A 23,343-nucleotide genomic window follows, 5' to 3' on the forward strand; every position below is an offset into this window, starting at 1 on the left:
ACAGAATCTGAAACGACACCTTGCGCGTTTTGTGCCGGAATACCTGCTGCGCGATCAAAGCACCCGGCCAGCCACCCGCCAGTTCTACCGCATGCAGGATGTTTTCCGGGGTGCGCCAGGCATCGGCGCGGGCCTTGCGTTTGTCGGCCCAGTACAGAAAGAACGCCAGCACACTGACAATCCCGTACGCCGCCAGCGGCACCCGCGAGATGCCGCTGAGCCACATCGACAGCGAGCCGAACAGCGGCAGCGCGCAGACGATCAGCAACACAACAAGCTTCAATTTCAGATGCTGAACGCGCCCGCCTGAAGGTCGCCCCTCAGGGCGGCGCGTGCGGGAATCGTTCATGCCTTGGCCGCCGACCAGTCCACCCAGCCGAACTGCCAGGTCGCCAGAATGAACAGGCCGAAGGCAATCCGGTACCAGGCGAACGCTGCGTAGCTGTGGCTACCGATGAACTTGAGCAGGCCGCGTACAGCGATCATGGCAAAGATGAACGCCGTGACAAAACCAATGGCGAACACCGGGAAATCCGCCGGCACAAACAGATCGCGGTATTTGTAACCCGAATACACCGCCGCACCGACCATGGTTGGCATGGCGAGGAAGAACGAGAACTCGGTGGCCGTCTTGCGCGACAGGCCGAACAGCAAGCCGCCAATAATCGTCGAGCCAGAACGCGAGGTGCCGGGAATCATCGCCAGGCATTGCGCGAAGCCGATTTTCAGCGCGTCGGTCCAGCGAATCTCGTCGACGGTTTCCGCATGCACTTCATGCTGGCGCTGTTCGGCCCACAACATGATGATCCCGCCGATGACCAGCGCTGCCGCCACGGTGATCGGGTTGAACAGGTATTCGTGAATCAGATCGGCAAAGATCACCCCCAGTACCACCGCCGGGAGAAAGGCGATCAGCAGGTTGGCGGTGAAACGCCGTGCGCTCGGCTGGGTCGGCAGGCCGATCACCACGTCGAGGATCTTGCGGCGAAATTCCCAGACCACGGCGAGGATCGCGCCGAGCTGGATGATGATGTTGAACGCCATGGCCCGCTCGCCGCCGAAGTTCAGCAAGTCGGCGACGATGATCTGGTGTCCGGTACTCGAAATGGGCAAAAACTCCGTCAGCCCTTCTACAACTCCTAGAATCAGTGCCTGCAAGGCGGTCCAAAGATCCATCAATCCCCCAAAGAGCGATGCACGCGGGCATGCCCCGATAGTATTTTTTCGTTCACTGCGTCCAGCGTAGCCGGTAAAAGCTGTAGCGATTGCGCGCGCACAGGATCCACACGAAACGGTAAAAATTCCGTGAAATATCAAAACCGGATTCAGGTTTTCGCGCGCGGGGCCGAAATCCTAACAGACAAGCCTTAATAGCGCTCCCCGCGTTAGGCGGCTCAAGTCGCACAATCGCGAGCCCACAGCGGTGGCTGGATGCTGGCGATCGTTTATTACAAGAACAAGAATCCGGAGTGACAGCGTTATGAACAGCTTGCGCAGTGTGTCGATCAGCCGACGCTTGTGGCTCATCTTGATCGTGGCGGTGGTCATGTTGCTGACCTTGGGCGTGCTGATGCTCAAGCAGATCCATGACGACCTCTACCACGCCAAGGCGCAGAAAACCCAGCACGTGGTGCAGACCGCCAGTGGCCTGCTGACTTATTACCACGGCCTGGAAACCGCCGGCACCCTGACCAGGGATGCCGCGCAAAAGCAGGCGCTGACCGCGATCCGTGGCCTGCGCTATGACCAGAGCGACTACTTCTGGATCAACGACCTCACGCCCGTGATGGTCATGCACCCGACCAATCCCAAGCTCGAAGGCCAGAATCTTTCGGCGATCCGCGACCCGGACGGCTTTGCGGTGTTCAACGAGATGGTCGCCATCGCCAAGGCCAAAGGCGCGGGCATGGTCAATTATCGCTGGCCGAAACCGGGGGCGACTGATCCCGTTGCGAAGACCTCATATGTGAAGCTGTTTGAGCCGTGGGGCTGGGTAATTGGTTCCGGCGTTTACGTCGACGATGTGCAGGCAGAATTCCAAGGACAAATGATCAAGGCGTCGGCGATCGGCCTGGCGATTGCGCTGATCATGGCGCTGCTGGTGATCCTGATCGCACGCAGCATTGTCCGTCCGTTGCAGGAAACCGTGAATGCGATGGCCAACATCGCCAGTGGCGAAAGCGACCTGACCCGCAGCCTTGATACCCACGGCAAGGATGAAGTCACCGAACTGGCCCATCACTTCAATGCCTTCACCGCCAAGCTGCGCCGAGTGATTGGTGATCTGCAGGTCTCGGCCAGCGCTCTGGGGCAGTCTTCCAGCGAGCTGGGCAACGATGCCTCGCAGGCGCAGCAGCGCAGTCAGCAGCAATCGCAGCAGATGGAATTGGTGGCCACGGCGATCAACGAAGTCACCTACGGCGTGCAGGACGTGGCGAAAAACGCCGAACACGCCGCCGCAGAAATGCGTGATGCCGAAGCGCAGGCGCAACAGGGGCAGATCAACATTGACGGCAGCCTGCAACAGATCGACAAGCTCTCCGGCACGATCGATCAGGCGGTGGAAGTGATCCGCACCCTGGCGGCGGAGAGCACGCAGATTGGCAGCGTGCTGGAAGTGATTCGCTCGATTGCCGAGCAGACCAACCTGCTGGCCTTGAACGCGGCGATTGAAGCGGCGCGCGCGGGAGAACAGGGTCGCGGGTTTGCCGTGGTGGCCGATGAGGTGCGCTTGCTGGCCCAGCGTACGCAGAAATCGACGGCGGAGATTCAGTCGATGATCGAGCGTCTTCAGAATCATTCGGAGGCTGCGGTGAAGGTGATCGGCGACAGCAGCAAGGCCTCGCAATTGACCATTGAACAGGCGGGACTGGCCGGGGCGAGCCTTAATGCGATTGGCCAGGCGTTGCGTAATCTCAACGGTCTGAATGCGTCGATTGCCAGCGCTACCTTGCAACAGGCGCAGGTGGTTGAGGACATCAACCAGAACGTCACCCAGGCGGCCGGGCTTTCCCATAGCACCGCGTTGGCGGCTGAGCAGTCGAGCGCGGCCAGCCTACGGCTTGGGCAACTGAGCGAACAGCTCAACGGGTTGCTGCGCCAGTTCCGGGTCTGACCGGTCACCGAGGTGAGCCCACCCCTCACCCCAGCCCTCTCCCCGAGGAGAGGGAGCAGATCACTGCGCTTTTCATGATCTGCGTTCGACGCGATATTCCAGGTCAGCGTACCTCGACCAAACAACGCGGTCAGTTCCCTCTCCCTCCGGGAGAGGGTTAGGGTGAGGGGCTTTTGATCGCAGATCACTGCGCTTTTCATGATCTGCGTTCGACGCGATATTCCAGGTCGGCGTACCTCGACCAAACAACGCGATCAGTTCCCTCTCCCTCTGGGAGAGGGTTAGGGTGAGGGGCTTTTGACCTGACTAATGCAGTACAATCCGCCCCCTTCTCAACTCCCCCAAGGATCCGCCATGTCCGGGCTTGAACTGTTTGCCGCTGCCCTCGGTGTCATCGCCGTGTGGCTGACGGTCAAGCAGAATCCGTGGTGCTGGCCGATCGGGCTGGTCATGGTGTTGCTCTACAGCTGGATCTTCTTTGAGGTGAAGCTGTATTCGGACATGTTGCTGCAAGTGATCTATGCCGCGCTGCAAATCTACGGCTGGTGGCAATGGACCCGCGCCGGGACGCTGCATGACGGTCGCCAGGTTACCCGCCTCGACCCACGCTCAATGGTGCTCGGCCTCGGCGTTGGGGCGATCGGCAGTGTGTTGCTGGGCGCGGCGATGGCGCACTGGACCGACGCCGCACAGCCGTGGCTCGATGCCGCGCTCACCGGTTTCAGTCTGGTGGCGCAACTGTGGATGGCGCAAAAACGCCTGCAATGCTGGGCGTTGTGGTTCGTCCTCGATGTGATCTTTGTCGGCCTGTTCATCTATAAAGGCCTCTATCTGACTGCTGGCCTGTATGCGCTGTTTACCTTGCTCGCGGTGCAAGGCTGGCGGGAATGGCGTGCCGATCCGGCGTTGCGCACATGAAAGTCGTTGTTCTCACCGGCCCGGAATCCACCGGCAAGAGTTGGCTGGCGGCAGGCCTTGAGCAGCGTTTCGGCGGCGTGCGCGTTGATGAATATGTTCGGCGGTTCATCGAAGACAACCCGCGCGACACTTGCCTCGCGGATATCCCTGATATCGCCAGGGGCCAGTTGCAATGGGAAGATCAGGCGCGGGCGAAACAACCCGAACTGCTGATTCTCGACACCCATCTGCTCAGCAACATCCTCTGGAGCCAGACCCTGTTCGGCGATTGCCCGAACTGGCTGGAAAAAGAACTGCTCACGCGCCATTACGACCTGCACCTGCTGCTGTCGCCGCAACAAGTCGACTGGGCCGAAGACGGCCAGCGCTGCCAACCGGATCTTGCGGATCGCATGGCCTTTTTCGAAGCCACCCGCGCCTGGTTGATTGAGCATCAACAGCCATTGCAAGTTATCGAGGGCGATTGGGCCGAACGCCAAGCTCAAGCCTTTGCGGCGGTCGAGCTTTTACTGTCCAGGTGAGCCGCGTTGGGACGAACCTGTCCGTTTTTGAAACACTCCTCACCGCGCAAAGCCCCCGTCCAAACGCTGTTCATCACTCCGCCACGTCACCTGTTACGCCGATGAAACACATCGGCGCAAACCCTTGTTCCAGAGCTTTCCAACGTCAAGCATCGTTCAAGCGCCCCTGCATGTGTCTCAGCGCTGAAACAGTGCCCGCACTGAGCAATTCTCAAAAACACCTAACCCATTGAAATAACGCGATAATTCAAAACCGGCACAGCTTTCGCTCTCTCCTTCACAACGCTGAATAACCCAGCCCACTGAAGAAGGAATTGCAGCCGTGGGGAATTTCAATAAAAGCCTGACCTGCCTCCTGCTGATCGGATCAGCCGCCAGCGCATTGATCAGTGCCAGCGCCCAGGCCGAAGGCAATGGAGTGATCGTCCTCAACCGCGACGTTCAACCCATCGCGATCGGTCGCAATGGCGGCAAAGACCCCTATCCGACCACGGTCAACGCCAACCCTTCGGCGCGGATCAACCAGACCCTCAGCAGTACCGAACTGACTGACGGTGATTTCGCCAGTGTCGCCAGCGGCTCATCGATTCGCGGCAACATGACCACGCCCAGTTCCAACCTGCCCGGCATGAACACCCTGACCAACCAGAACGGCCTGCCCGGTATGCGCACGGGTAGCGGCGGCGGTTCTGGTGCTTCGATCTCCAACACCGTCAACCGGGCGATGAGCACCGGCCTGGCGCCTCTGACTCGCATGGCCGGAGGCCAATGACATGAATCGCACCCTGCTGCTTCTCGCCCTGCTCGGCTGCACCAGCGCCATGGCCGATTCTTCTTCAGTGAACAAGGCAACTATCCAGGATTCAGGCGCGCAGTATCGCGGCAACTTCAACGTCAACCAGGCCGCCGGTGACCAGATGCAACAAGCCAACACCAAAGCGATTGCCATCGGCACCGAAGCCCATGCCACCACCAACGTCAGGCAGACCATCGACACGCCCGCCAGCCGCGCCATCGACGCGAGCGCCAACATTGGCGGCAACTCTTTCAGCAATGGCAACGGCATCCTCGGTGTGAACCAGGGCGCCGGTGCCAACAATCAAATGGCCAACGTTACGCGCGTCAGCATCAGTGCCGGCCCGCAGAGCGTTGACGACAGCGCCCTTTCGCAACAGAACGTGGCGTTTTTACCGAGCTCAGGAGCAACTGGTACCTCAATCGGCAGTCGCCAGGTCACGACAAGTGATCAGGCCTTCACCGGCAGCCGAGGGGTAATCCAGGTGAACCAGAGTGCCGGGGTGGGGAACCGCATGGCTAACACCCTGAGCATCCGGGTCGCAGACTGACCCAAACAAAAAGCAGTGCAATTAGAAAAGTCCCAACACTTAACCAACTAATAAGCACGACGGAGAAACAACCATGAAACCTACAATGGCTCTCAAACCACTGGTTTTCGCACTCGCAGCAGTGATGGCAATGGCAGCACAGGCTGGCGGCCGTGGTGACAATGATCATGGTAACGGGCACGGCAATGGACATGGCAACGGTCACGGCCAGCCACAAGGTCCGAATCTTGAACAACTGCTGCAGATCACCGCAGGCGCCGGCGCCGCTGTACTCGACGCACAAAACAGCGACGGCAACGTGGTGAAAAACCAGGGCACCCTGAACAACGCCAATGCCAGCGACTCGCTCAACGGCTCCAACGGCAACATGGGCGCCAACGTCGCCGCCGGCGACGGCAACCAGCAGGACAACGCTGCTGCGCTGGCCACCGCTGACGAAAGCTTCATCTTCGGCAATGCTGTTGCCGCTTCGAGCGCGACTCAGGTGAACAACAACAACTACGTGAAAAACTCGTCCACCTTCAACAACGCCACGCTCAGCAATGCAGGCAACAATGGTTCCGGCAACATCGGCATCAACGTGAGCTCGGGCAACTTCAACCAACAGAAAAACAACCTCGCCATCGCCGTTTCCGGTGGTCGTGTAGCGCAGGCCGCTGCCTCTGCCAACCAGTCCTCGACTGGCCTGGTCGTGGAAAACAAAGGCGTGCAGGCTTACAAAACCGACACCCTCACCGGTACTTATGCAGCCGCTGGCGTGTTCAAAGCCAAAGGCACTGCGACCATCGAAGACGACAACGACCATGGCGGTTGGGGCAACCGTGGCGGCGGCCACGGCGGCAACGATGATCAGAAAGCCAAGTTCGAAGCCGTGGGCAGTTTTGGCCTCGCTGGCGTCACCACCCAACAAGTGTTGACCAAAGATGGCTGGAAAACCCCTGTCGTCAATAACGCCAACATGACCAACTCGATGAACAACTTCTCCGGCAACGGCGGAGCCAACGTCTCGGCGGGTGTGGGCAACCAACAAAGCAACTCGCTGTCCATCGCCGCAGGTTGCAAAGCCTGCATGTAATCGCGATCGAAACGAAAGCCCCGGCAACGGGGCTTTTCCTCGGTTCCACAAGGCGTATTCGATCATGCGGACTCCTGCCCTCCTCGCTCTGCTTTGTCTGTGCGGCCTGACTCAGGCGGCCCAGATGCCCGTGGCTGCCCTGCCGGGTGGCGTGCTGGTCTACAAGGACGTGCAAAGTATTCGTGAGCGCAAGTTTGCCGACATCGTCGAACAGAAAACCGATTTCAGCTGCGGCGCTGCTGCACTGGCAACGGTCCTGCGCCAGGCTTATTGGCTCGACGTCGATGAGGAGCACATCATCAAAGGCATGCTGGTCAACGCTGACCAGGACCTGGTGCGAACCCAGGGTTTCTCCATGCTCGACATGAAGCGCTACGTAGAAAGCATCGGCATGCGCGCCCGTGGCTACCGGATCCCGCCCGAGAAACTCGAAGCGGTGACCATTCCGGTGGTAGTTCTGATGGACATTCGTGGCTACAAGCATTTCGTCGTCCTGCAGCGCTCGGACAAGGATTGGGTCTACATCGGTGACCCGGTTCTCGGCCACAAGCGCTACAAGCACGACGACTTTGTCAAAGGTTGGAACGGCATTGTCTTTGCCATCGTCGGCCCCGGTTACGACAAGGCCAACGCCTTGCGCAGCCCTCCCGTGCCGCTGACGGCGAAGAACTCGCTGGACAGTTTCAACCCGGTCAAAGATGCGGAATTGATGGATTTCGGGTTCATTCAGAGCGACTTCTTTTAATCGCCGAGTTAGAGAATGGGACTGGATGTCCCGGGAGCAGCAGATGAAAAGCTCATACTGGCTGGCCGCCGCCTGCCTGGCAGCGAGTGCGTCAGGTTTAGCCCATGCCGGATTCAAACCCATCGAAATCAAGGACCAGGAGCTCGCCGAGCTGCGCGGTCGTTACGTCATGCCGGGGCGGATCATCAGCTTCGGCATTGTCATGAGCAGCACCTGGCGCAACGCCAGCGGCGACTTGATCGGGGCCGCGACCTCGATGCAGATCCAGGCCGCAACCGTCAAACCGGAATTCTACGTCTCGACCATCAAGGAGTCGGGCAATGGCAGCGCTCTCACATCAGGCACCGGCACTGTCATCGGCGGCGCCGGCCTCAACAGCAGCCAGGGTGTGACGCAAAGCGTACGCGCCGCCGGCGATGGCAACACCGCCAGCAACAACGTCGCGATCAACGTCAGCGAAGCCAGTCAGGCGCCGGCACTGGTGCCGTCGCAAGGCCAGGCCCTCATCGCCGGGCAGACCATCAGCGGCAGCAACGGCGCCGGCAGTGTCGCGGTTTCGGCCAATGGCGGTGGCGTGCAAATGGCCATTCAGGCCAGCGGCAACCAGGGCACGGCACTGCAACAGGTCGCCCAGGGCGGGCTGCTGCAGAACACCCGATTGCTGGGCAGCGCCAACGTGGTCAACAACCTTACGCAACTCAACGTCGTACTTAACAATAACGGCAGAAGCGCCGGTGCACTGGATTGCAACCTGACCCAACTCGGGGCCCTACGCAATATCGGATATTGAACTACGCTGAGTCTCGATCATTGGGCTTAAAGGGACGGCTTATTCATGTATCGATCAGTATCACTGCGTGCCGCAGTGTGTTTGAGTACCCTTCTCCCGGCGGCAATGCTGCAAGCAGCACCCGACGCCGATGTAGAAGCCCTGAAACGGGAACTTCTGGAACTGAGACAACGATACGAACAACAACAACAAGCGCTGGCGGTACTTGAACAACGGGTCCGCCAGGTAGAAGAGACACCCTCTGCCCCACCGCCAAAACGGCTGGCCAAATCGCCGTCCGACATGAAAGGCAATCGCGTCGCCGCCGGAGCCGCCACAGGCACCGGTGCGGCCGCTGCATCGGGAGGCGCCGCCGGGGGCAGTGGCGCTTCCTACGGCCAATCGCTGGCCGATGATTCACAACCGGCGCAGAGCGTTTCCAACCTGTATGACGAAGCCAGCGGTTTCTTTGGCGGCGGCAAGTTCAGCGTGGAAACCGGCCTTACCTATTCGCGCTACGACACCCGTCAGTTGATCCTCAACGGTTTCCTTGCGCTGGATTCGATTTTCCTCGGCAACATCAACCTCGACCGGATCAAGGCCGACACCTGGACCCTGGACCTCACCGGCCGCTACAACTTCGATAACCGCTGGCAGTTCGACCTGAACGTGCCGGTGATCTATCGCGAGTCGACGTATCAATCCGGCGGCGGCAACGAGGGCGCGGCTGGCGTAACAACCGAAGAAACCGTGACCAAGGATCCAACCATCGGCGACGTCAACTTCGGTATCGCCTACAAGTTCCTCGACGAATCGGTCAACACCCCGGACGCCGTCGTCACCTTGCGCGTCAAGGCGCCGACCGGCAAAGACCCGTTCGGCATCAAACTGCGCCAGACCGACGCCAACTCCAACCTGTTCGTCCCCGACACCCTGCCCACCGGCAACGGCGTCTGGTCGATCACGCCGGGTATCTCGCTGGTCAAGACGTTCGACCCGGCGGTGCTGTTCGGCAGCCTCTCCTACACCCACAACCTCGAGGAGTCGTTTGACGACATCAGCTCTACGGTCAATCAGAAAAACCCGGGCAAAGTGCGCATCGGCGACAGCTTCCAGATCGGCGCCGGTATCGCCTTCGCGCTTAACGAGAAGATGAGTATGTCGTTCTCGGTCTCCGACCTGGTGCAACGCAAAAGCAAGCTGAAACAGGACGGCGGCGATTGGGAATCGGTGGTGTCCAGTGATGCCAACGCCGGTTACTTCAACGTCGGCATGACCATTGCTGCAACCGACAATCTGACGATCGTGCCGAACTTGTCGATCGGCATGACCGATGATGCGCCGGACTTTTCGTTCAGCCTGAAATTCCCGTATTACTTCTAAAAGCAAAAGATCGCAGCCTTTGGCAGTGCCTACATTGTTCCGTGTAGGCGCTACCGAAGGCTGCGATCCTTTGATCTTCAGCTAATTAACGAATCTGATGTTTATGCAACAACCGATAAAAAGTAGGCCGCGAAACCCCTAACACTTTCGCAGCCACACTCAAATTATCACTATGCCGATTCAACACATCACACAACGCCTGCCGTTCCGCTCGGGTCTTGTAATCCTCCAGCGTGCCCATCGGCGTGGCGATCGAGTGTTGGCTGATCAACCCTAAATCCCTTGCCTCGATCTGCCGTCCCTCCGCCAACACCAGCCCCCGCCGTACCCGGTTCGCCAGCTCGCGCACGTTACCCGGCCAGTCATGCTTGCCCATGGCAATCAATGCATCTTCGCTGAAGCTGCGTGGCCGCCGCCCGGTTTCGTGGCTGTAGAAGTGCGAAAAATGATTGGCCAGCATCGACAGATCGCCATGGCGCTCGCGTAGCGGTGCGGTGACCACTTGCAGGACATTGAGCCGGTAATAAAGGTCTTCACGAAAGCGCTTCTTCTCGATCGCCGCTTCCAGGTCAACGTGGGTTGCGGCCAGAACGCGAACGTCTACCGGAATCGGCTGACTGCCGCCAACCCGCTCGATGTGCTTTTCCTGCAGAAACCGCAGGAGATTGGCCTGCAGTTCCAGCGGCAAGTCGCCGATTTCGTCGAGAAACAACGTACCGCCATTGGCCGCTTCGATGCGTCCGACCTTGCGCTGGTGTGCGCCGGTGAACGCGCCTTTCTCGTGGCCGAACAATTCTGACTGGATCAAATGCTCTGGAATCGCCCCGCAGTTGATCGCTACAAACGGTTTGTTGTGACGCTGGGATTGTCGATGCAGGGTGCGCGCGACCAGCTCTTTGCCGGTGCCACTTTCACCGCGAATCAGCACGGGCGATTCGGTCGGGGCAAGTTTGCTCAGCAGTTTGCGCAGTTCGCGGATCGGCTTGCTGTCGCCGAGCAGTTCGTGCTCCGGTTGATCGACATGAATCGTGCCCTGCCCGCGCAGGCGCGCCATGCCGAAGGCGCGGCCGAGGGTGACCTGGACGCGGGAGACATCGAAGGGCAAGGTGTGGAAGTCGAAGAACCATTCACAAACGAAGTCACCGACGTTCTGTAAACGCAGGACTTCCTGATTGAGCACGGCAATCCATTCGGTGCCGCTGCGGCTGATCAGTTCTTTGACCGCTTCTGGACGTTCCAGGTGGTAAGGCTGCAAGCGCAGCAGGCCGACGTCACAGGCGCGGGATGCGGCGTTCTCCAGATTACAGCTGTCGACATCCCAACCCACGGCGCGCAATCCGGGCAACAGGCGATGGCAGTCGTCGCAGGGATCGACCACCAGTAAACGTCTCGACGCAGGCGCTTCGCTCATGACTGTTCCTTGGCGCCAAATTTGATAAATGATCGTAAAAACAGTCATTTGGCAGACCCGGTTGTAACACTAGCAAGATTTTGACGGGGGCTTGTACCGATTGCTTATAGGGCTCGTATTAAAAGAGTTATAAGAAAGTTGGTTGTTAGTTAGCTATCGACTATTTCGGTGAGTCAAAGAGCGGCCCCTCAACCTAGCCCCTCTCCCAAGGGAGAGGGAACTGACCGAGGTGCTTGCGCGAGGTACGCCGATCTGAAAGACCAAGCCGAACTCGAGTTTGAAAAAAGCCCACAACTCGGCCCCCTTTCCTTGGGGAGAGGGGTGAACTCAGCGCGGTGTTCGGACAGATGGAGGATTAACGAAACGAACTTACGTTATGTAAAGAACCTGAAATTTCTTTGTTTCAAGTGTGACCCACCCCCCGGTTGCGTGCATCAGTACAAGTAACCCGCCGCACGGTAAGCCCAACCGACGGCTCATCATTTGATTGGGCGCGAATAGAGAGAAGACCCCATGACTGCCCCGCTACGTATCAACGAAGCACTTTTGATTGCCAACCACGCCTTCAAGCCTTTCCAGTGCGTGGCCTGGGCGCCACAAGACGGCAATGGCGAACTGAGCCTGACCGTCGTCGACCGCACCAACTCCCACATCGGTCGCAAACAGATCCCGAGCAGCGCCTACTCTGACCCGGCGCAACTCGAACAACTGCTGCAGCAGGCCCGCGCCGAACTGAGCGAAGACGGCCACAAGTTGCAATCGTGGTCGATGCCACACTGATAATCGAACAAAGGCGGATGACGTTAAATTCATCCGCCTTTGTTGTATGCAAAGTCGAATAAGCACATTAATTACTGCGCTGTTTCATCCAAATTGCTTGGCTCGCTTGCGACTGGTTCAGCAAGACACTGTTCTGGCACAGTGCGACCGTCGTTCTGTTGATTCGTCCAGTTGTACTTCTCGCGGTTCAGGGATTGAATGTTTCGCTCGTGCAGTCAGCCTCCCAATCACTGGGATATCGGCTACTCGCAAGGAGACGCGTGCATGTCGACCCTGAACACTTATGCGTTGCCCACGGTATGGAACAACCCCGGTTCGCTCGACTCGACCTTCGCCATCGGCGGTGTTGCGCAGGTGTACTTTGGCGGTAGCCTGTCCAGCCAGACGCAACATGTCGCGCTCGATGCGCAGGGTCGGATTCTGGTCGCCGCCAAGGTCGGTACATCCAAGGGAAGTCGTTTTGGCCTGGCACGGCTGCTGGGTGATGGTTCGGCGGATTTGTCGTTCGGCATTCAGGGCAGCGTGATCGGCAGTTTCGTCGAAGGATTCGAAGCCAAGGCCGGCAAGGTTCAGGTGCTAGCTGACGGCAAGATTCTGCTGGCCGGCCTGCATTATGAAGACACCCATCGCACCCTCCCCGCCTTCGCCCTGTTCGATGCCAACGGCCAGCCAGATCGAACTTTCGGTGATGACGGCATCCAGCTCGTGCGCCTGCCCGGCGAGCTGTCCATGGGCACCCGCGACAGCTGGTTGCCGCCGGGTGTGCCAGGTATCGAAGCCTGTGACTTCGCGGTGCAGGAAGACGGTCGCATTCTGCTGATCGCCAACCATCATTTCAGCCTCGCCGACCACGCCGGCATGCTGATTCGCCTCTGCCCTGATGGAAGCCTCGACGAATCGTTCAACGGGCGCGGATTTGTCATGGTTCGCCACTTGCTGCTCAACACCTGGCTGAGCACCCTGCTGTTGAAGGCGGATGGGCGAATTGTCGTCGCAGGTTCCATCGACTTTCCGCAGCAAGGGCTGCTGGCGGTTTACCAGTCCGATGGGCGTCTGGACGAGCGTTTTGCCGTGGACGGGTTCATGGCGTTCAGGGCCCACGGCAACAGCGCTCAGGTCAGCCAGATCATCGAGTCCGCCGACAGGCTCTACTGCTTCGGCAGCAGCCGCGATCCAATCCGCTGCCTGACGTTTGTCCTGCACGCCAACGGTCGCCCGGACCTGCACTGTCATCATGGCCAACCGCAGGTGGTGGACATCGGTCCCAGCGGATGCCAATGGAACGCCGCCCGATTGATGAGCGACGGCCGCATCGTTGCCGTAGGCGCGACCATCGGCGGGGTTGAAGCCGACTTTATGGTCGCCCGTTATCAAGCTGACGGCAGCCTCGATCCGGCGTTCGGCCAGGGCCACGGTTGGTTGCGCACGCGACTGGGGCGAAGTCTCGATACAGCCAATTCACTGGCTGTACAAACTGACGGCGCGATTGTGGTAGGTGGCTATTCGCTGGATGGCAACTACCGGGCAATGGTTGCGCGTTATCTGAATCCATAGTCGGCATGCACGCGGACCTTTACCGTCCGTCGGTTATATAGCTGCACCTGTAATTTCTGACAGTAGACGGTCGCTCCCATCGGGCATCAGATAACGGGGCGCGCAGATGGCTGCGTGTACAACCGAAAAAGGGAATTTCAGAATGTCTGATCAAGAGAAGTTATCTGCACCGCTGACGCCTGCCGTTGCTACGACCCACTCCGCGACAGCCAATGCTCCCGTGATACGCGAGGTCACCAACGGTAAAGGCGAATCCATACCGAACGGCGGCATCAGCAATGACAGCAAGCTGAAGATCAGCGGCTCGGGCCTTGCGGGAGAAGCTGTGCATATATCGGATGCGGGGCGCCCCGTTGCCGTGGTAAGTGCTGATGTCCAAGGCAACTTCATCGTGGCACTGGCGAATTTGCAAGCGGGCCAGCATACGTACGTAGCGAGGAGTGCCGACGGCGTCGTTTCGCCTCAATGGACAGTCACCGTCGCCATCGATGTGCTGAACGCGCCGGTAATTGAAACGGTATACGAGCCTGACGGAAAGATCGTTCCCGACGGTCAGAGCACATTTCACGACGAACTGAACTTCATCGGGCAAGGCATACCGGGTCGCATTGTTGAGCTTTTGAACAACGGCACCGTAATCAGGCTTCTGAATATCGATTCCGACGGGCATTGGAGCGCCAATGTCTCAGGCCTTCAACCGGGTATTCAGCGCTTCGTCGCGAGGGACCCCAACGGGCACGAGTCAAGTTCGTGGCAGGTTGAGGTAATCAAACCGACGGCGTTGACGATCAAGTTTGTTCTCGGTCAAGAGCGGTTTCAGGAGATCGGTAATCAGGGCGTCACGACTGACAGATCCGTCACCATTACCGGCACGGGCATTCCTGGCGAGACGGGATGGATTGTCGACTACCAAAACAACCTTGTTAATTTTGTCGTCGACGAACATGGTGTTTACAGCGCAACTATCACGGATCTGGCCGTAAACCATGTGCACACTTTCCGCTGTAAATCCGATTCGGGCCGACTGTCTGCGCCTTGGGCTATAAGAGTGACCTCGTCAGAAATCTAAGCGCCGTGATCACTGCATCCGCGCCGCAATATCAGGGACCCACGACGTCACGGCGCCGCGGGTCTTCTGTACAGCAACCGCCAGGGATCGGATGCGCTTGATTGCTATCAAACAATTGCATTCTCAAACCTTGATCTTCCTTGAAACATCCGGCAACTTTCGCGCTTCTAAATAAAAGGAGCAGCCGATGTCCGGTTCAATCGCCCAGGCGTTCGCGCACAACTTCCTCGGGCAATCGCCACGTTGGTACAAGGCGACCATCGTCGGTTTTCTCATTCTCAATGCCGTGGTGCTGTTCACCATCGGCCCGGTCGCCGCAGGCTGGTTGCTGGTGATCGAATTCATCTTCACCCTGGCCATGGCGCTCAAGTGTTATCCGTTGATGCCCGGCGGCCTGCTGTTGATTGAAGCGTTGCTGTTGAAGATGACCACGCCGCAAGCGCTTTACGATGAGTTGCTGCACAACTTTCCGGTGATCCTGCTGCTGATGTTCATGGTTGCCGGCATCTACTTCATGAAAGATTTGCTGCTGTTTCTCTTCTCGCGGCTGCTGTTGGGCGTGCGCTCGAAAGCGATTCTGGCGCTGATGTTCTGCTTCTTGTCGGCATTTCTTTCGGCGTTTCTTGATGCGTTGACCGTGACGGCGGTGATCATCAGTGCGGCTGTCGGGTTTTACTCGGTGTATCACCGGGTCGCGTCTGGCAATGATCCACGTAAGGACAGCGAATTCGGTGACGATGAGCATTTACCGTCGCGACACCATGAGGACTTGAATCAATTCCGCGCTTTCCTGCGTAGCCTGTTGATGCACGGCGCGGTCGGCACAGCGCTCGGTGGCGTCTGCACCTTGGTCGGTGAGCCGCAGAACCTGTTGATCGGCCATGAGATGGGCTGGCATTTCGGCGAGTTCTTCCAGAAAGTTGCCCCGGTGTCGCTGCCGGTACTGGTGGCGGGTCTGGTTACTTGCGTGCTGCTGGAGAAGTTGCGCTGGTTCGGATACGGCACGCTGCTGCCGGACAACGTCCGCGCTGTGTTGGCCAACTACGCTGCCGAGGACAACGCCAAACGCACGCCTCGTCAGACGGCGGCGCTGCTGGTGCAAGGCGCGGCGGCGCTGATTCTGATTGGTTGCCTCGCGTTTCACCTGGCTGAAGTCGGCCTGATCGGTTTGATGGTGATTGTGTTGATCACTGCATTTACCGGCATCACCGACGAGCATCGCCTGGGCAGCGCATTCAAGGACGCCATGCCGTTTACCGCGCTGCTGGTGGTGTTTTTTGCCGTGGTGGCAGTCATTCACGATCAGCATCTGTTCGTCCCACTCATCGAGTGGGTCTTGGCGTTGCCGATGGATCAACAGCCGGGCATGTTGTTCATCGCCAATGGCCTGCTCTCGGCGATCAGCGACAACGTATTTGTCGCGACCATTTACATCACTGAGGTGAAACAGGCTTTTCTTGCCGGGCACATGACTCGCGAGCACTTCGAAACGTTGGCGATTGCGATCAACACCGGCACCAACCTGCCGAGCGTGGCGACCCCTAATGGTCAGGCAGCGTTTCTGTTCCTGCTGACCTCGGCGATTGCACCGCTGGTGCGTTTGTCGTACGGGCGCATGGTGTGGATGGCGGTGCCGTATACCGTGGTGATGGGACTGCTGGGCTGGTATGCGGTGAGCTATTGGCTATAACGACTAGCGATGTGTAGGAGCTGCCGAAGGCTGCGATCTTTTGATTGGGACGCAGAGCGCCCGGGCTGCATTCCCACGCAGAGCGTGGGAACGATCAAACACCGCAAAACCCATGTAGGAGTGGGTCAGTGCGGGAGGATGTATTTCTCGATCGCCAGGACCACGCCGTCTTCAGTGTTTGGCGCTGTAACGACATCAGCCTGGTGCTTCACCGCCTCTTCCGCCTGCCCCATGGCAATCGACAAGCCGGCGCATTTGAACATCGCCGGGTCGTTGCCGCCGTCGCCGATGACAGCGGTTTGCTCCAGCGGCACGCCGAGGTATTCGGCAATGGTTGTCAGCGCGGTGCCTTTGTTAGCCTCAAGCGCGGTGACGTCGAGATACACCGGCTGCGAGCGCGACACTTGCGCCATGCCGTTGACCTTGGGCAACAGCTGCGCCTCCAGCTCAATCAGCAACTCAGTGTTGTTGCTGGTGGCAACGATCTTGTCGATGCGCTCCAGATACGGTTCGAAACTCTCGACCACCACCGGCGGATAGCCGAGGCCGCTCTGTTCACGTGGGACCATCGGCCCGTGCGGGTCCTTGAGCAGCCAGTCGCCGCCGCTGAACACCCAGATTTCCACCTCAGGCTGATCGGCAAACAGTGCCAGAGCAATCAGCGCGGTCGTCGCCGGCAGATAATGCGCGGCCAACAGTGTGCCGTCCGGTTTGACGATGGTGCCGCCATTGAACGCCGCCGTCGGCAGATCAACGCCCAGCGCCTCGATCTGCTGCAACATGGCTTTGGGGGGGCGCCCCGTGGCGAGACTGAACAGCACACCGGCCTCGCGCAATGAACGCACGGCGTCGATGGTGCGCTGGTTCAGCGTGTGATCAGGCAGCAACAGTGTGCCGTCCATGTCGCTGAGCAGAAAACGTATCGGTTGTTTCGACAAATCACTCATCCCAGGCTGTGCCAGACGCGACCATCGCGAGTCAGCAGATCTTCGGCGGCTTGCGGGCCATCTTCGCCGGCCGCATACGTCTCGACGCTGGCATCCTGCTGCCACGCATCAAGGAAAGGCTGCACGGCTCGCCAACCGTTCTCGATGTTGTCGGCACGCTGGAACAGGGTCTGATCACCGGTCAGGCAGTCGTAGATCAAGGTTTCGTAGCCAGTCGACGGCTGCATCTCGAAGAAATCCTTATACGCAAAACCCAGCTCGATATTAGCCATGTTCAGCGCCGGCCCCGGGCGCTTGGCCAGCAGGTCGAACCACATGCCTTCGTTTGGCTGGATCTGTATACGCAGGTAAGTCGGCTGCAACTCGTCGACTTCGGTGTCGCGGAACTGTGCGTACGGCGCCGGTTTGAAACAGATGACGATCTCGGTGTCGCGCACGCTCATGCGCTTGCCGGTGCGCAGATAGAACGGCACGCCGACCCAGCGCCAGTTATCGATCATCACCTTGAGCGCCACGTAGGTTTCCGTGGTGCTGTCGGGCGAGACGTTGGCTTCTTCGCGATAACCCTTCAATGGCTGGTCATCGCGCTTGCCGGCGCTGTACTGGCCGCGCACCGAGTTGGCCCGGGCTTCCTCCGTCGACCAGGGGCGAATCGCCCCGACCACTTTGGCTTTCTCGCCGCGCACCGCGTCAGCGCCAAAAGCAGCCGGCGGTTCCATGGCGACCATGGCCAGCAACTGGAACAGGTGATTGGGCACCATGTCGCGCAGTGCGCCGGTGTGTTCGTAAAAACTGCCACGGGTTTCCACGCCGACGGTTTCCGCCGCAGTGATCTGCACGTGGTCGATGTAATGGTTGTTCCAGAACGCTTCGAACAGGCTGTTGGAGAACCGGCTGACCAGGATGTTCTGCACGGTTTCCTTGCCCAGATAGTGATCGATCCGGTAGATCTGCTTTTCGCTCATGACCTTGAGCAGGCAAGCGTTCAAGGCTTCGGCAGTGTGCAGATCGGAGCCGAACGGCTTCTCGATCACCACCCTTCTAAACGCTTCGGGCGTTTCTTCAAGCAAACCGGCGCTGCCGAGGCGGCGTACCACTTCACTGAAGAAACGCGGCGCGGTGGCCAGGTAGAACACCGCATTGCCGGTGCCGCTGTCGGCAATTTTCGCCGCCAGGGCTGAATAAGTGCTGTCGTCGAGGAAATCGCCCTGGACGTAGCTGATGCCTTTGGCGAGCTTGGCCCACAAGGCCGGATCAAGCATCTGATCGCCCTTGCCGACCTTCGCCGCCACTTCGGTACGGATGAAGTCTTCGAGCTTTTGCGCGAAGGCTTCATCGGTAATGGCGTTGTGATCAACGCCGACGATCCGCAGATTCTCGTCGAGCAGGCCGTCGCGACTGAGGTTGTACAGCGCTGGCATGAGCAAGCGCTTGACCAGGTCGCCGTGGGCACCGAACAGGAACAGCGTGGTCGGTGGTGCGGGTTCTGCCTTGGATTTTCTGCGGATCGTACGGGTCATTTCTTGGCAATCTCCACGTGGCCGCCGAAGCCGAAGCGTTGTGCCGACAGGATCTTGTCACCAAAGGTGCCCTGCCCGCGCGAGCGGTAACGGGAGAACAGCGAGTTGGACAGCACCGGTACCGGCACCGCTTGCTCCATGGCCGCTTCGATGGTCCATTGGCCTTCGCCGCTGTCGGCGACCGAGCCGGAGAAGCCGTCGAGCTTCGGATCGCTGGCCAGCGCATCGGCAGTCAGGTCCAGCAGCCACGACGAAACCACGCTGCCACGACGCCAGACTTCAGCGATATCGGCCACGTTCAGATCAAAACGCTGATCTTCCGGCAGGCGCTCGCTGGATTTGGTCTTGAGGATGTCGAAGCCCTCGGCGAACGCGGCCATCATGCCGTACTCGATACCGTTGTGGATCATCTTCACGAAGTGCCCGGCACCGGCGGGACCGGCGTGGATGTAGCCGTGCTCGGCGCGGTGGTCATCGGACTTGCGATCCTTGGTGCGCGGGATGTCGCCCATGCCCGGCGCCAGTGCGGCGAACAGCGGATCCAGACGTTTGACCGTCTCGGCGTCGCCGCCAATCATCATGCAATAGCCGCGTTCCAGGCCCCAGACGCCGCCGGAGGTGCCGACGTCGATGTAGTGCAGGCCCTTCTCGTTCAGCGTCTTGGCGCGACGAATGTCGTCCTTGTAGTTGGTGTTGCCGCCGTCGATGATCGTATCGCCGGGCTCAAGCAGTTCGCTCAGAGTGTTGATGGTGTCTTCGGTCGGTGCGCCCGCCGGCAGCATGACCCAGACCGCGCGCGGCTTGTCGAGGCCGGCGACCAGCGCTGGCAAGTCGGCGACGCCAGTGGAGCCCTCGGCGACCAGGTTATCGATGAAAGCGGTATTGCGGTCGTAAACAACGGTGGTGTGCCCGTTGAGCATCAGACGTCGCGCAATATTGCCGCCCATGCGGCCCAGTCCAATAATCCCGAGTTGCATGTGCTGATGCTCCTTACTACAAATAAATGTGTGTCATTGGTTATAGCCCAACGCGACTGATGGAGGTTAGTCCAGAGCGTTGCGATGAAGTTTCCGGGCATTGTGCCCGATCCAGAGTGATAACGCCCCGAATCCTGCCGAAGACACACCGACCATGAAAAATAAAAAAGTTCCCTTCCAGGGCAAAAGAAATCAAAATTGGCGCCGATAGTAAGTCAAGCGCCTCAAATCGAGGAGTGACTTACAGTTGATGCACGCCATTTGCGAGGTGAGCAATGGGCACAGTACACACAGCAATGCCGCCACAAACTCTCTACGTTACGATCCGTCGCGATGAATTGCGCCAGTTGAAAGACGAGCGCGACCAGTTGAAGCACGAATTGGCGCAATTGCGCGCATTGACCCAAGGCTCGCAGCCGCAACCGCGTCCGGTTGTGCAGCGCGCACCCCACGCCTGATCCCCGCCTGCTTCGGGAACGGCCCCCGTCGTTCCCGACACGTTGCACCTCTGACCGCCTGATACTCATCAAACGCGGTGCTTAACAAATCTTTCACATGCCCTTGGGGATACTCCGCCCCATTCTGGCCGTACCTGCGTGTACTGCCTCTGTTCGTCGGTGTCATGGAAGCGTTCCGGCGTGGGATTGATGATTGAGCTGGAGCACTGAATGGCATTGTTCAAACGCAGCAAAACGACTGCGACGGGTTTTGACTGGGCTGGATTTATCTGGCTGTTCGTTTTCTTCTGGTACTTCTCGGGTATCACCCAACTGCTGATCCAGCTGACCGGCACATCCGGCTTCACCGGATTCCGCCAGGCCTTCGTGATGAGCGCGCTGTGGCTGGCGCCGATGCTGCTGTTCCCCAAACAGACCCGCCTGCTCGCCGCCATCATCGGCGTGGTGCTGTGGGCCTGCTCGATGGCCAGCCTCGGCTACTTCTTCATTTATCAGCAGGAATTCTCGCAGAGCGTCATCTTCATCATGTTCGAGTCGAACGTGTCGGAAGCCGGCGAGTACATGACCCAGTATTTCGCCTGGTGGATGATCCCGGCGTTCCTCGCCCATACCGCGTTTGCCTACTTTTTGTGGACGCGTCTGCGCCCGGTTTACATGCCGCGTGGTCGCGCGCTGGTAGCGGCGACGGCAATTGTCGTCGCCGTGGTCGGCTATCCGCTGGTCAAGCAAACCATGCGCATGGGCACCTTCGCCCAAGGCTTCGAGAAATTCGAAACCCGTATCGAGCCCGCCGTGCCCTGGCAGATGGCCGTGGCCTATCACCGCTATCTGGAAACGCTGGGGGACATGCAAGGCATGCTCGACAGTGCCAGCAAGATCCCGCCACTGAAAAACCTCAAGGACGCCTCGGCCGGGCAACCGGCGACTTTGGTGCTGGTGATCGGCGAATCGACCAACCGTCAGCGCATGAGTCTTTACGGATATCCGCGCAACACCACGCCGGAACTGGACAAGCTCAAGGATCAACTGGCGGTTTTCGACAACGTCATCACCCCGCGCCCTTACACCATCGAAGCGCTGCAGCAAGTGCTGACCTTCGCCGACGAGCAGAACCCGGATCTGTACCTGTCGACGCCATCGCTGGTCAGCGTGATGAAACAGGCGGGTTACAAGACCTTCTGGATCACCAACCAGCAGACCATGACCAAGCGCAACACCATGCTCACGACCTTCTCCGAACAGGCTGACGAGCAGGTGTACCTGAACAACAACCGCAACCAGAACGCCGCGCAGTACGACGGTGACGTTATCGAGCCGTTCAACAAGGCCCTGACTGATCCAGCTGAACGCAAACTTATCGTCGTGCACCTGCTCGGTACGCACATGAGCTACCAGTACCGCTATCCGCCGACGTTCGACAAGTTCCAGGATCGCCAGGGCGTACCGGCCGGGGTGCGCGACGATCAGGTTCCGACCTACAACAGCTACGACAACGCGGTGCTGTACAACGACTTTGTGGTCTCTAGCCTGATCAAGGATTACGCCAAATCCGACCCGAACGGCTTTTTGCTGTATCTGTCCGACCACGGCGAAGATGTTTTCGACTCGGCCGGCCACAGCACTCTCGGCCGCAACGAAAACAAACCGACCGCGCCGATGTACACCATCCCGTTCATGGCCTGGGCCTCGCCGAAGTGGAAGCAAAACCATGACTGGAACTTCGCTGGCGACCTCAGCCGCCCGTACAGTAGCTCGCAGTTCATCCACACCTGGGCGGATCTGGTCGGATTGAGCTCGGATGAACTGGACCGCACCAAAAGTCTGGTCAGCGACAGCTTCGTGCCGCGCAAACTGTTGATTGGTGATCCGTATCAGACGGCGAAACGCTCACTGATCGATTTCAGCTTGATGAAACCCAAGCAGCTTGCCCCGGCAGAGGTGGCGCAGAAGTAAGACGACAAAGGGCCTGCGAGGGCCCTTTTTTGTATGCGCTAATCGGCGTGCTGCGACGGTACTACGCTCTGAAATACCCCGAAATATTTGCCCTTAACCCGCGTTAACCCATCGTTAATGGCCGCGCCGCAGACTCTCTTCCGCGGTCTGCTTCACGGACGAACCGACTCCCACTTGTTCAGTAGGAGGCACCATGAAAACCACTACCTTCATTCTCACCACCCTGCTCGCCCTCGGTTCCACCAGCGCCTTCGCTGAAGGCGGTGCCGAACGCATGCGTTATTACTACGACAACTTCCCGGTCCAGCACGCGCAAGGCGAGCAAAAGGCCGACGCCAGCGCGAAAGAAATCCGCGTCCCTGCTGACCAGACGGCGCAGGTGACCGAGTCTTATCGCGACTGAGTTCTACCGAGCAACCGATGAACCTTCCGTGGCTCCGCTCTGGCCCGGGAGATGACAGTTAGGCGCCCTCATTGGGGCGCCTTTTTTTATGTTGGTGATTTGCGGTGAGGAGCCTTCAGGCCTGCAAGTCCTTTATCCAGAACAGCATCCGCCCGTGATCCGGATTGAACACCCCCGGTGCAAAGCCGAATTTGCGATACGAACCCTGCGCCACCGCATTGCCTTCCAGCACTTCCAGGGTGATTTTGCAGCAACCGCGCTGACGGGCGATTTCTTCTACCTTCTGCAGCATTTTCTGACTGAGCCCAAGGCCGCGAAATTTGCCGACCACGGCGACGTCGTGAACGTTGACCAGCGGTTTGCAAGCGAAGGTCGAGAAGCCTTCGAAACAGTTAACCAGCCCGGCCGGTTCGCCGCCGACGAAGGCCAGCACGCTGAAGGCATGCGGGCGGCGGGCGAGTTCTTCGGGCAGGCGTTGCAGCAGTTCAGGCGCGATCGGGTGACCGCCGCCCATGGGATCTTCGGCGTAGTGGTTGAGCACAATGCCGATGGCTTCGGCGTGCACCGGGTTACTGTAGCTGGCCTGAAGTACGAGTATTTCTGCGGAATCCATTTCCATCCCCGATTAAGCAAAGAGCCCCGGCGCGCAAGGTGCTAGCTGGAAGGCCTAGGGGGGACATTAGCTTGGGTGCGCCGGAGAGGGCAACTT

At 59.1% G+C, this 23,343-nt stretch carries 23 protein-coding genes; 16 read left to right on the forward strand and 7 right to left on the reverse strand.

Features of this window, described 5'->3' with window-relative positions; translation table 11 throughout:
- Positions 1 to 349: DUF1294 domain-containing protein (locus F8N49_RS10465; protein WP_151551357.1), on the reverse strand; the 349-nt coding region annotated here is incomplete at its 3' end.
- Positions 346 to 1,176: an undecaprenyl-diphosphate phosphatase gene (locus tag F8N49_RS10470; protein WP_016774688.1), complete on the reverse strand. Its 831-nt coding sequence runs from the start codon at positions 1,174 to 1,176 to the stop codon at positions 346 to 348. The genes F8N49_RS10470 and F8N49_RS10465, both read right to left, overlap by 4 nt.
- 304 nt (positions 1,177 to 1,480) lie before the next feature.
- Here F8N49_RS10470 and F8N49_RS10475 point away from each other — a divergent pair, with 304 nt between their 5' ends.
- The 9 genes from F8N49_RS10475 (at position 1,481) to F8N49_RS10515 (ending at position 9,872) form a co-directional block, all read left to right on the forward strand.
- Positions 1,481 to 3,115 (forward strand): methyl-accepting chemotaxis protein, encoded by a 1,635-nt coding sequence (locus F8N49_RS10475; RefSeq protein ID WP_071172404.1) that lies wholly within the window; start codon positions 1,481 to 1,483, stop codon positions 3,113 to 3,115.
- Between the two features lie 354 nt (positions 3,116 to 3,469).
- A complete protein-coding gene (gene pnuC / locus F8N49_RS10480) occupies positions 3,470 to 4,033 on the forward strand; it encodes a nicotinamide riboside transporter PnuC (RefSeq protein WP_110645256.1) in 564 nt (187 codons plus the stop codon).
- Entirely contained in the window at positions 4,030 to 4,554 is a 525-nt protein-coding gene (locus F8N49_RS10485) for an AAA family ATPase (RefSeq protein WP_151551359.1), read from the forward strand. The genes pnuC and F8N49_RS10485 overlap by 4 nt, the downstream gene beginning before the upstream one ends.
- A gap of 322 nt (positions 4,555 to 4,876) precedes the next feature.
- The gene (locus F8N49_RS10490) at positions 4,877 to 5,326 is read left to right on the forward strand and encodes a hypothetical protein (RefSeq protein WP_073474511.1); all 450 of its coding nucleotides are present in this window, start codon (positions 4,877 to 4,879) and stop codon (positions 5,324 to 5,326) included.
- A 1-nt stretch (position 5,327) separates the two neighbouring features.
- Positions 5,328 to 5,900 carry an adhesin gene (locus tag F8N49_RS10495; protein WP_110645253.1) on the forward strand — a complete coding sequence of 191 codons (573 nt, stop codon included), beginning with the start codon at positions 5,328 to 5,330 and terminating at the stop codon, positions 5,898 to 5,900.
- 73 nt (positions 5,901 to 5,973) lie between these two features.
- Positions 5,974 to 6,975, forward strand: coding sequence for a heme utilization protein (locus F8N49_RS10500; RefSeq protein WP_122507319.1), 1,002 nt, complete (start codon positions 5,974 to 5,976; stop codon positions 6,973 to 6,975).
- A 64-nt stretch (positions 6,976 to 7,039) separates the two neighbouring features.
- Positions 7,040 to 7,720: a C39 family peptidase gene (locus tag F8N49_RS10505; RefSeq protein ID WP_024012915.1), complete on the forward strand. Its 681-nt coding sequence runs from the start codon at positions 7,040 to 7,042 to the stop codon at positions 7,718 to 7,720.
- A 43-nt stretch (positions 7,721 to 7,763) separates the two neighbouring features.
- A complete protein-coding gene (locus F8N49_RS10510; protein WP_110645252.1) occupies positions 7,764 to 8,510 on the forward strand; it encodes a hypothetical protein in 747 nt (248 codons plus the stop codon).
- Between the two features lie 45 nt (positions 8,511 to 8,555).
- Positions 8,556 to 9,872 (forward strand): hypothetical protein, encoded by a 1,317-nt coding sequence (locus tag F8N49_RS10515; RefSeq protein ID WP_110645251.1) that lies wholly within the window; start codon positions 8,556 to 8,558, stop codon positions 9,870 to 9,872.
- 85 nt (positions 9,873 to 9,957) lie between these two features.
- On the opposite strand, the gene F8N49_RS10520 is transcribed toward F8N49_RS10515, so the two are convergent.
- Positions 9,958 to 11,283 (reverse strand): sigma-54 dependent transcriptional regulator, encoded by a 1,326-nt coding sequence (locus tag F8N49_RS10520; RefSeq protein WP_016774678.1) that lies wholly within the window; start codon positions 11,281 to 11,283, stop codon positions 9,958 to 9,960.
- 513 nt (positions 11,284 to 11,796) lie between these two features.
- Between F8N49_RS10520 and F8N49_RS10525 the strand changes: the two genes are divergently transcribed.
- The 4 genes from F8N49_RS10525 to nhaB all read left to right on the forward strand — a co-directional run bounded on the left by F8N49_RS10525 (position 11,797) and on the right by nhaB (position 16,376).
- Complete coding sequence (locus tag F8N49_RS10525; protein WP_016774677.1) at positions 11,797 to 12,063, forward strand: hypothetical protein; 267 nt, start codon at positions 11,797 to 11,799, stop codon at positions 12,061 to 12,063.
- Between the two features lie 264 nt (positions 12,064 to 12,327).
- Complete coding sequence (locus F8N49_RS10530; RefSeq protein ID WP_071172395.1) at positions 12,328 to 13,617, forward strand: hypothetical protein; 1,290 nt, start codon at positions 12,328 to 12,330, stop codon at positions 13,615 to 13,617.
- A 142-nt stretch (positions 13,618 to 13,759) separates the two neighbouring features.
- Positions 13,760 to 14,686 (forward strand): Ig-like domain-containing protein, encoded by a 927-nt coding sequence (locus F8N49_RS10535; RefSeq protein ID WP_071172394.1) that lies wholly within the window; start codon positions 13,760 to 13,762, stop codon positions 14,684 to 14,686.
- A gap of 187 nt (positions 14,687 to 14,873) precedes the next feature.
- Positions 14,874 to 16,376, forward strand: a complete 1,503-nt coding sequence (gene nhaB / locus F8N49_RS10540) for a sodium/proton antiporter NhaB (protein WP_122612227.1) — start codon at positions 14,874 to 14,876, stop codon at positions 16,374 to 16,376.
- A gap of 125 nt (positions 16,377 to 16,501) precedes the next feature.
- Here the strand turns inward: nhaB and F8N49_RS10545 are convergent, their stop codons facing one another.
- The 3 genes from F8N49_RS10545 to gnd are packed head-to-tail and all read right to left on the reverse strand — an operon-like array spanning position 16,502 to position 19,820.
- Positions 16,502 to 17,323 carry an HAD family hydrolase gene (locus F8N49_RS10545; protein WP_151551361.1) on the reverse strand — a complete coding sequence of 274 codons (822 nt, stop codon included), beginning with the start codon at positions 17,321 to 17,323 and terminating at the stop codon, positions 16,502 to 16,504.
- The gene (gene zwf / locus F8N49_RS10550) at positions 17,320 to 18,843 is read right to left on the reverse strand and encodes a glucose-6-phosphate dehydrogenase (protein WP_122704360.1); all 1,524 of its coding nucleotides are present in this window, start codon (positions 18,841 to 18,843) and stop codon (positions 17,320 to 17,322) included. The genes F8N49_RS10545 and zwf overlap by 4 nt, the downstream gene beginning before the upstream one ends.
- Positions 18,840 to 19,820 carry a phosphogluconate dehydrogenase (NAD(+)-dependent, decarboxylating) gene (gene gnd / locus F8N49_RS10555; RefSeq protein WP_016774672.1) on the reverse strand — a complete coding sequence of 327 codons (981 nt, stop codon included), beginning with the start codon at positions 19,818 to 19,820 and terminating at the stop codon, positions 18,840 to 18,842. Before gnd ends, zwf begins: the two co-directional genes overlap by 4 nt.
- A 275-nt stretch (positions 19,821 to 20,095) precedes the next feature.
- Between gnd and F8N49_RS10560 the strand changes: the two genes are divergently transcribed.
- The 3 genes from F8N49_RS10560 (at position 20,096) to F8N49_RS10570 (ending at position 22,634) form a co-directional block, all read left to right on the forward strand.
- Positions 20,096 to 20,278 carry a DUF6026 family protein gene (locus tag F8N49_RS10560; RefSeq protein ID WP_016774671.1) on the forward strand — a complete coding sequence of 61 codons (183 nt, stop codon included), beginning with the start codon at positions 20,096 to 20,098 and terminating at the stop codon, positions 20,276 to 20,278.
- A gap of 210 nt (positions 20,279 to 20,488) precedes the next feature.
- Entirely contained in the window at positions 20,489 to 22,231 is a 1,743-nt protein-coding gene (locus tag F8N49_RS10565) for a phosphoethanolamine transferase CptA (RefSeq protein WP_122746310.1), read from the forward strand.
- A gap of 193 nt (positions 22,232 to 22,424) precedes the next feature.
- A complete protein-coding gene (locus F8N49_RS10570; RefSeq protein ID WP_016774669.1) occupies positions 22,425 to 22,634 on the forward strand; it encodes a hypothetical protein in 210 nt (69 codons plus the stop codon).
- 115 nt (positions 22,635 to 22,749) lie between these two features.
- On the opposite strand, the gene F8N49_RS10575 is transcribed toward F8N49_RS10570, so the two are convergent.
- Positions 22,750 to 23,247 (reverse strand): GNAT family N-acetyltransferase, encoded by a 498-nt coding sequence (locus F8N49_RS10575; RefSeq protein WP_151551363.1) that lies wholly within the window; start codon positions 23,245 to 23,247, stop codon positions 22,750 to 22,752.
- Positions 23,248 to 23,343 lie beyond the last annotated feature (96 nt).

The organism is Pseudomonas sp. GXM4, assembly GCF_008923895.1.
GTDB classification, from domain to species: Bacteria; Pseudomonadota; Gammaproteobacteria; order Pseudomonadales; family Pseudomonadaceae; genus Aquipseudomonas; species Aquipseudomonas atacamensis.

Bases quoted from the DNA above. Each gene is read 5' to 3' on its own strand.
- pnuC (WP_110645256.1), top strand. From the start codon at position 3,470: ATGTCCGGGCTTGAACTGTTTGCCGCTGCCCTCGGTGTCATCGCCGTG.
- F8N49_RS10495 (WP_110645253.1), top strand. From the start codon at position 5,328: ATGAATCGCACCCTGCTGCTTCTCGCCCTGCTCGGCTGCACCAGCGCC.
- F8N49_RS10535 (WP_071172394.1), top strand. From the start codon at position 13,760: ATGTCTGATCAAGAGAAGTTATCTGCACCGCTGACGCCTGCCGTTGCT.
- F8N49_RS10485 (WP_151551359.1), top strand. From the start codon at position 4,030: ATGAAAGTCGTTGTTCTCACCGGCCCGGAATCCACCGGCAAGAGTTGG.
- gnd (WP_016774672.1), bottom strand. From the start codon at position 19,820: ATGCAACTCGGGATTATTGGACTGGGCCGCATGGGCGGCAATATTGCG.
- F8N49_RS10470 (WP_016774688.1), bottom strand. From the start codon at position 1,176: ATGGATCTTTGGACCGCCTTGCAGGCACTGATTCTAGGAGTTGTAGAA.
- nhaB (WP_122612227.1), top strand. From the start codon at position 14,874: ATGTCCGGTTCAATCGCCCAGGCGTTCGCGCACAACTTCCTCGGGCAA.
- F8N49_RS10530 (WP_071172395.1), top strand. From the start codon at position 12,328: ATGTCGACCCTGAACACTTATGCGTTGCCCACGGTATGGAACAACCCC.
- F8N49_RS10520 (WP_016774678.1), bottom strand. From the start codon at position 11,283: ATGAGCGAAGCGCCTGCGTCGAGACGTTTACTGGTGGTCGATCCCTGC.
- F8N49_RS10570 (WP_016774669.1), top strand. From the start codon at position 22,425: ATGAAAACCACTACCTTCATTCTCACCACCCTGCTCGCCCTCGGTTCC.
- F8N49_RS10545 (WP_151551361.1), bottom strand. From the start codon at position 17,323: ATGAGTGATTTGTCGAAACAACCGATACGTTTTCTGCTCAGCGACATG.
- F8N49_RS10510 (WP_110645252.1), top strand. From the start codon at position 7,764: ATGAAAAGCTCATACTGGCTGGCCGCCGCCTGCCTGGCAGCGAGTGCG.
- F8N49_RS10565 (WP_122746310.1), top strand. From the start codon at position 20,489: ATGGCATTGTTCAAACGCAGCAAAACGACTGCGACGGGTTTTGACTGG.
- F8N49_RS10505 (WP_024012915.1), top strand. From the start codon at position 7,040: ATGCGGACTCCTGCCCTCCTCGCTCTGCTTTGTCTGTGCGGCCTGACT.
- F8N49_RS10500 (WP_122507319.1), top strand. From the start codon at position 5,974: ATGAAACCTACAATGGCTCTCAAACCACTGGTTTTCGCACTCGCAGCA.
- F8N49_RS10560 (WP_016774671.1), top strand. From the start codon at position 20,096: ATGGGCACAGTACACACAGCAATGCCGCCACAAACTCTCTACGTTACG.
- F8N49_RS10525 (WP_016774677.1), top strand. From the start codon at position 11,797: ATGACTGCCCCGCTACGTATCAACGAAGCACTTTTGATTGCCAACCAC.
- F8N49_RS10475 (WP_071172404.1), top strand. From the start codon at position 1,481: ATGAACAGCTTGCGCAGTGTGTCGATCAGCCGACGCTTGTGGCTCATC.
- F8N49_RS10575 (WP_151551363.1), bottom strand. From the start codon at position 23,247: ATGGATTCCGCAGAAATACTCGTACTTCAGGCCAGCTACAGTAACCCG.
- F8N49_RS10515 (WP_110645251.1), top strand. From the start codon at position 8,556: ATGTATCGATCAGTATCACTGCGTGCCGCAGTGTGTTTGAGTACCCTT.
- zwf (WP_122704360.1), bottom strand. From the start codon at position 18,843: ATGACCCGTACGATCCGCAGAAAATCCAAGGCAGAACCCGCACCACCG.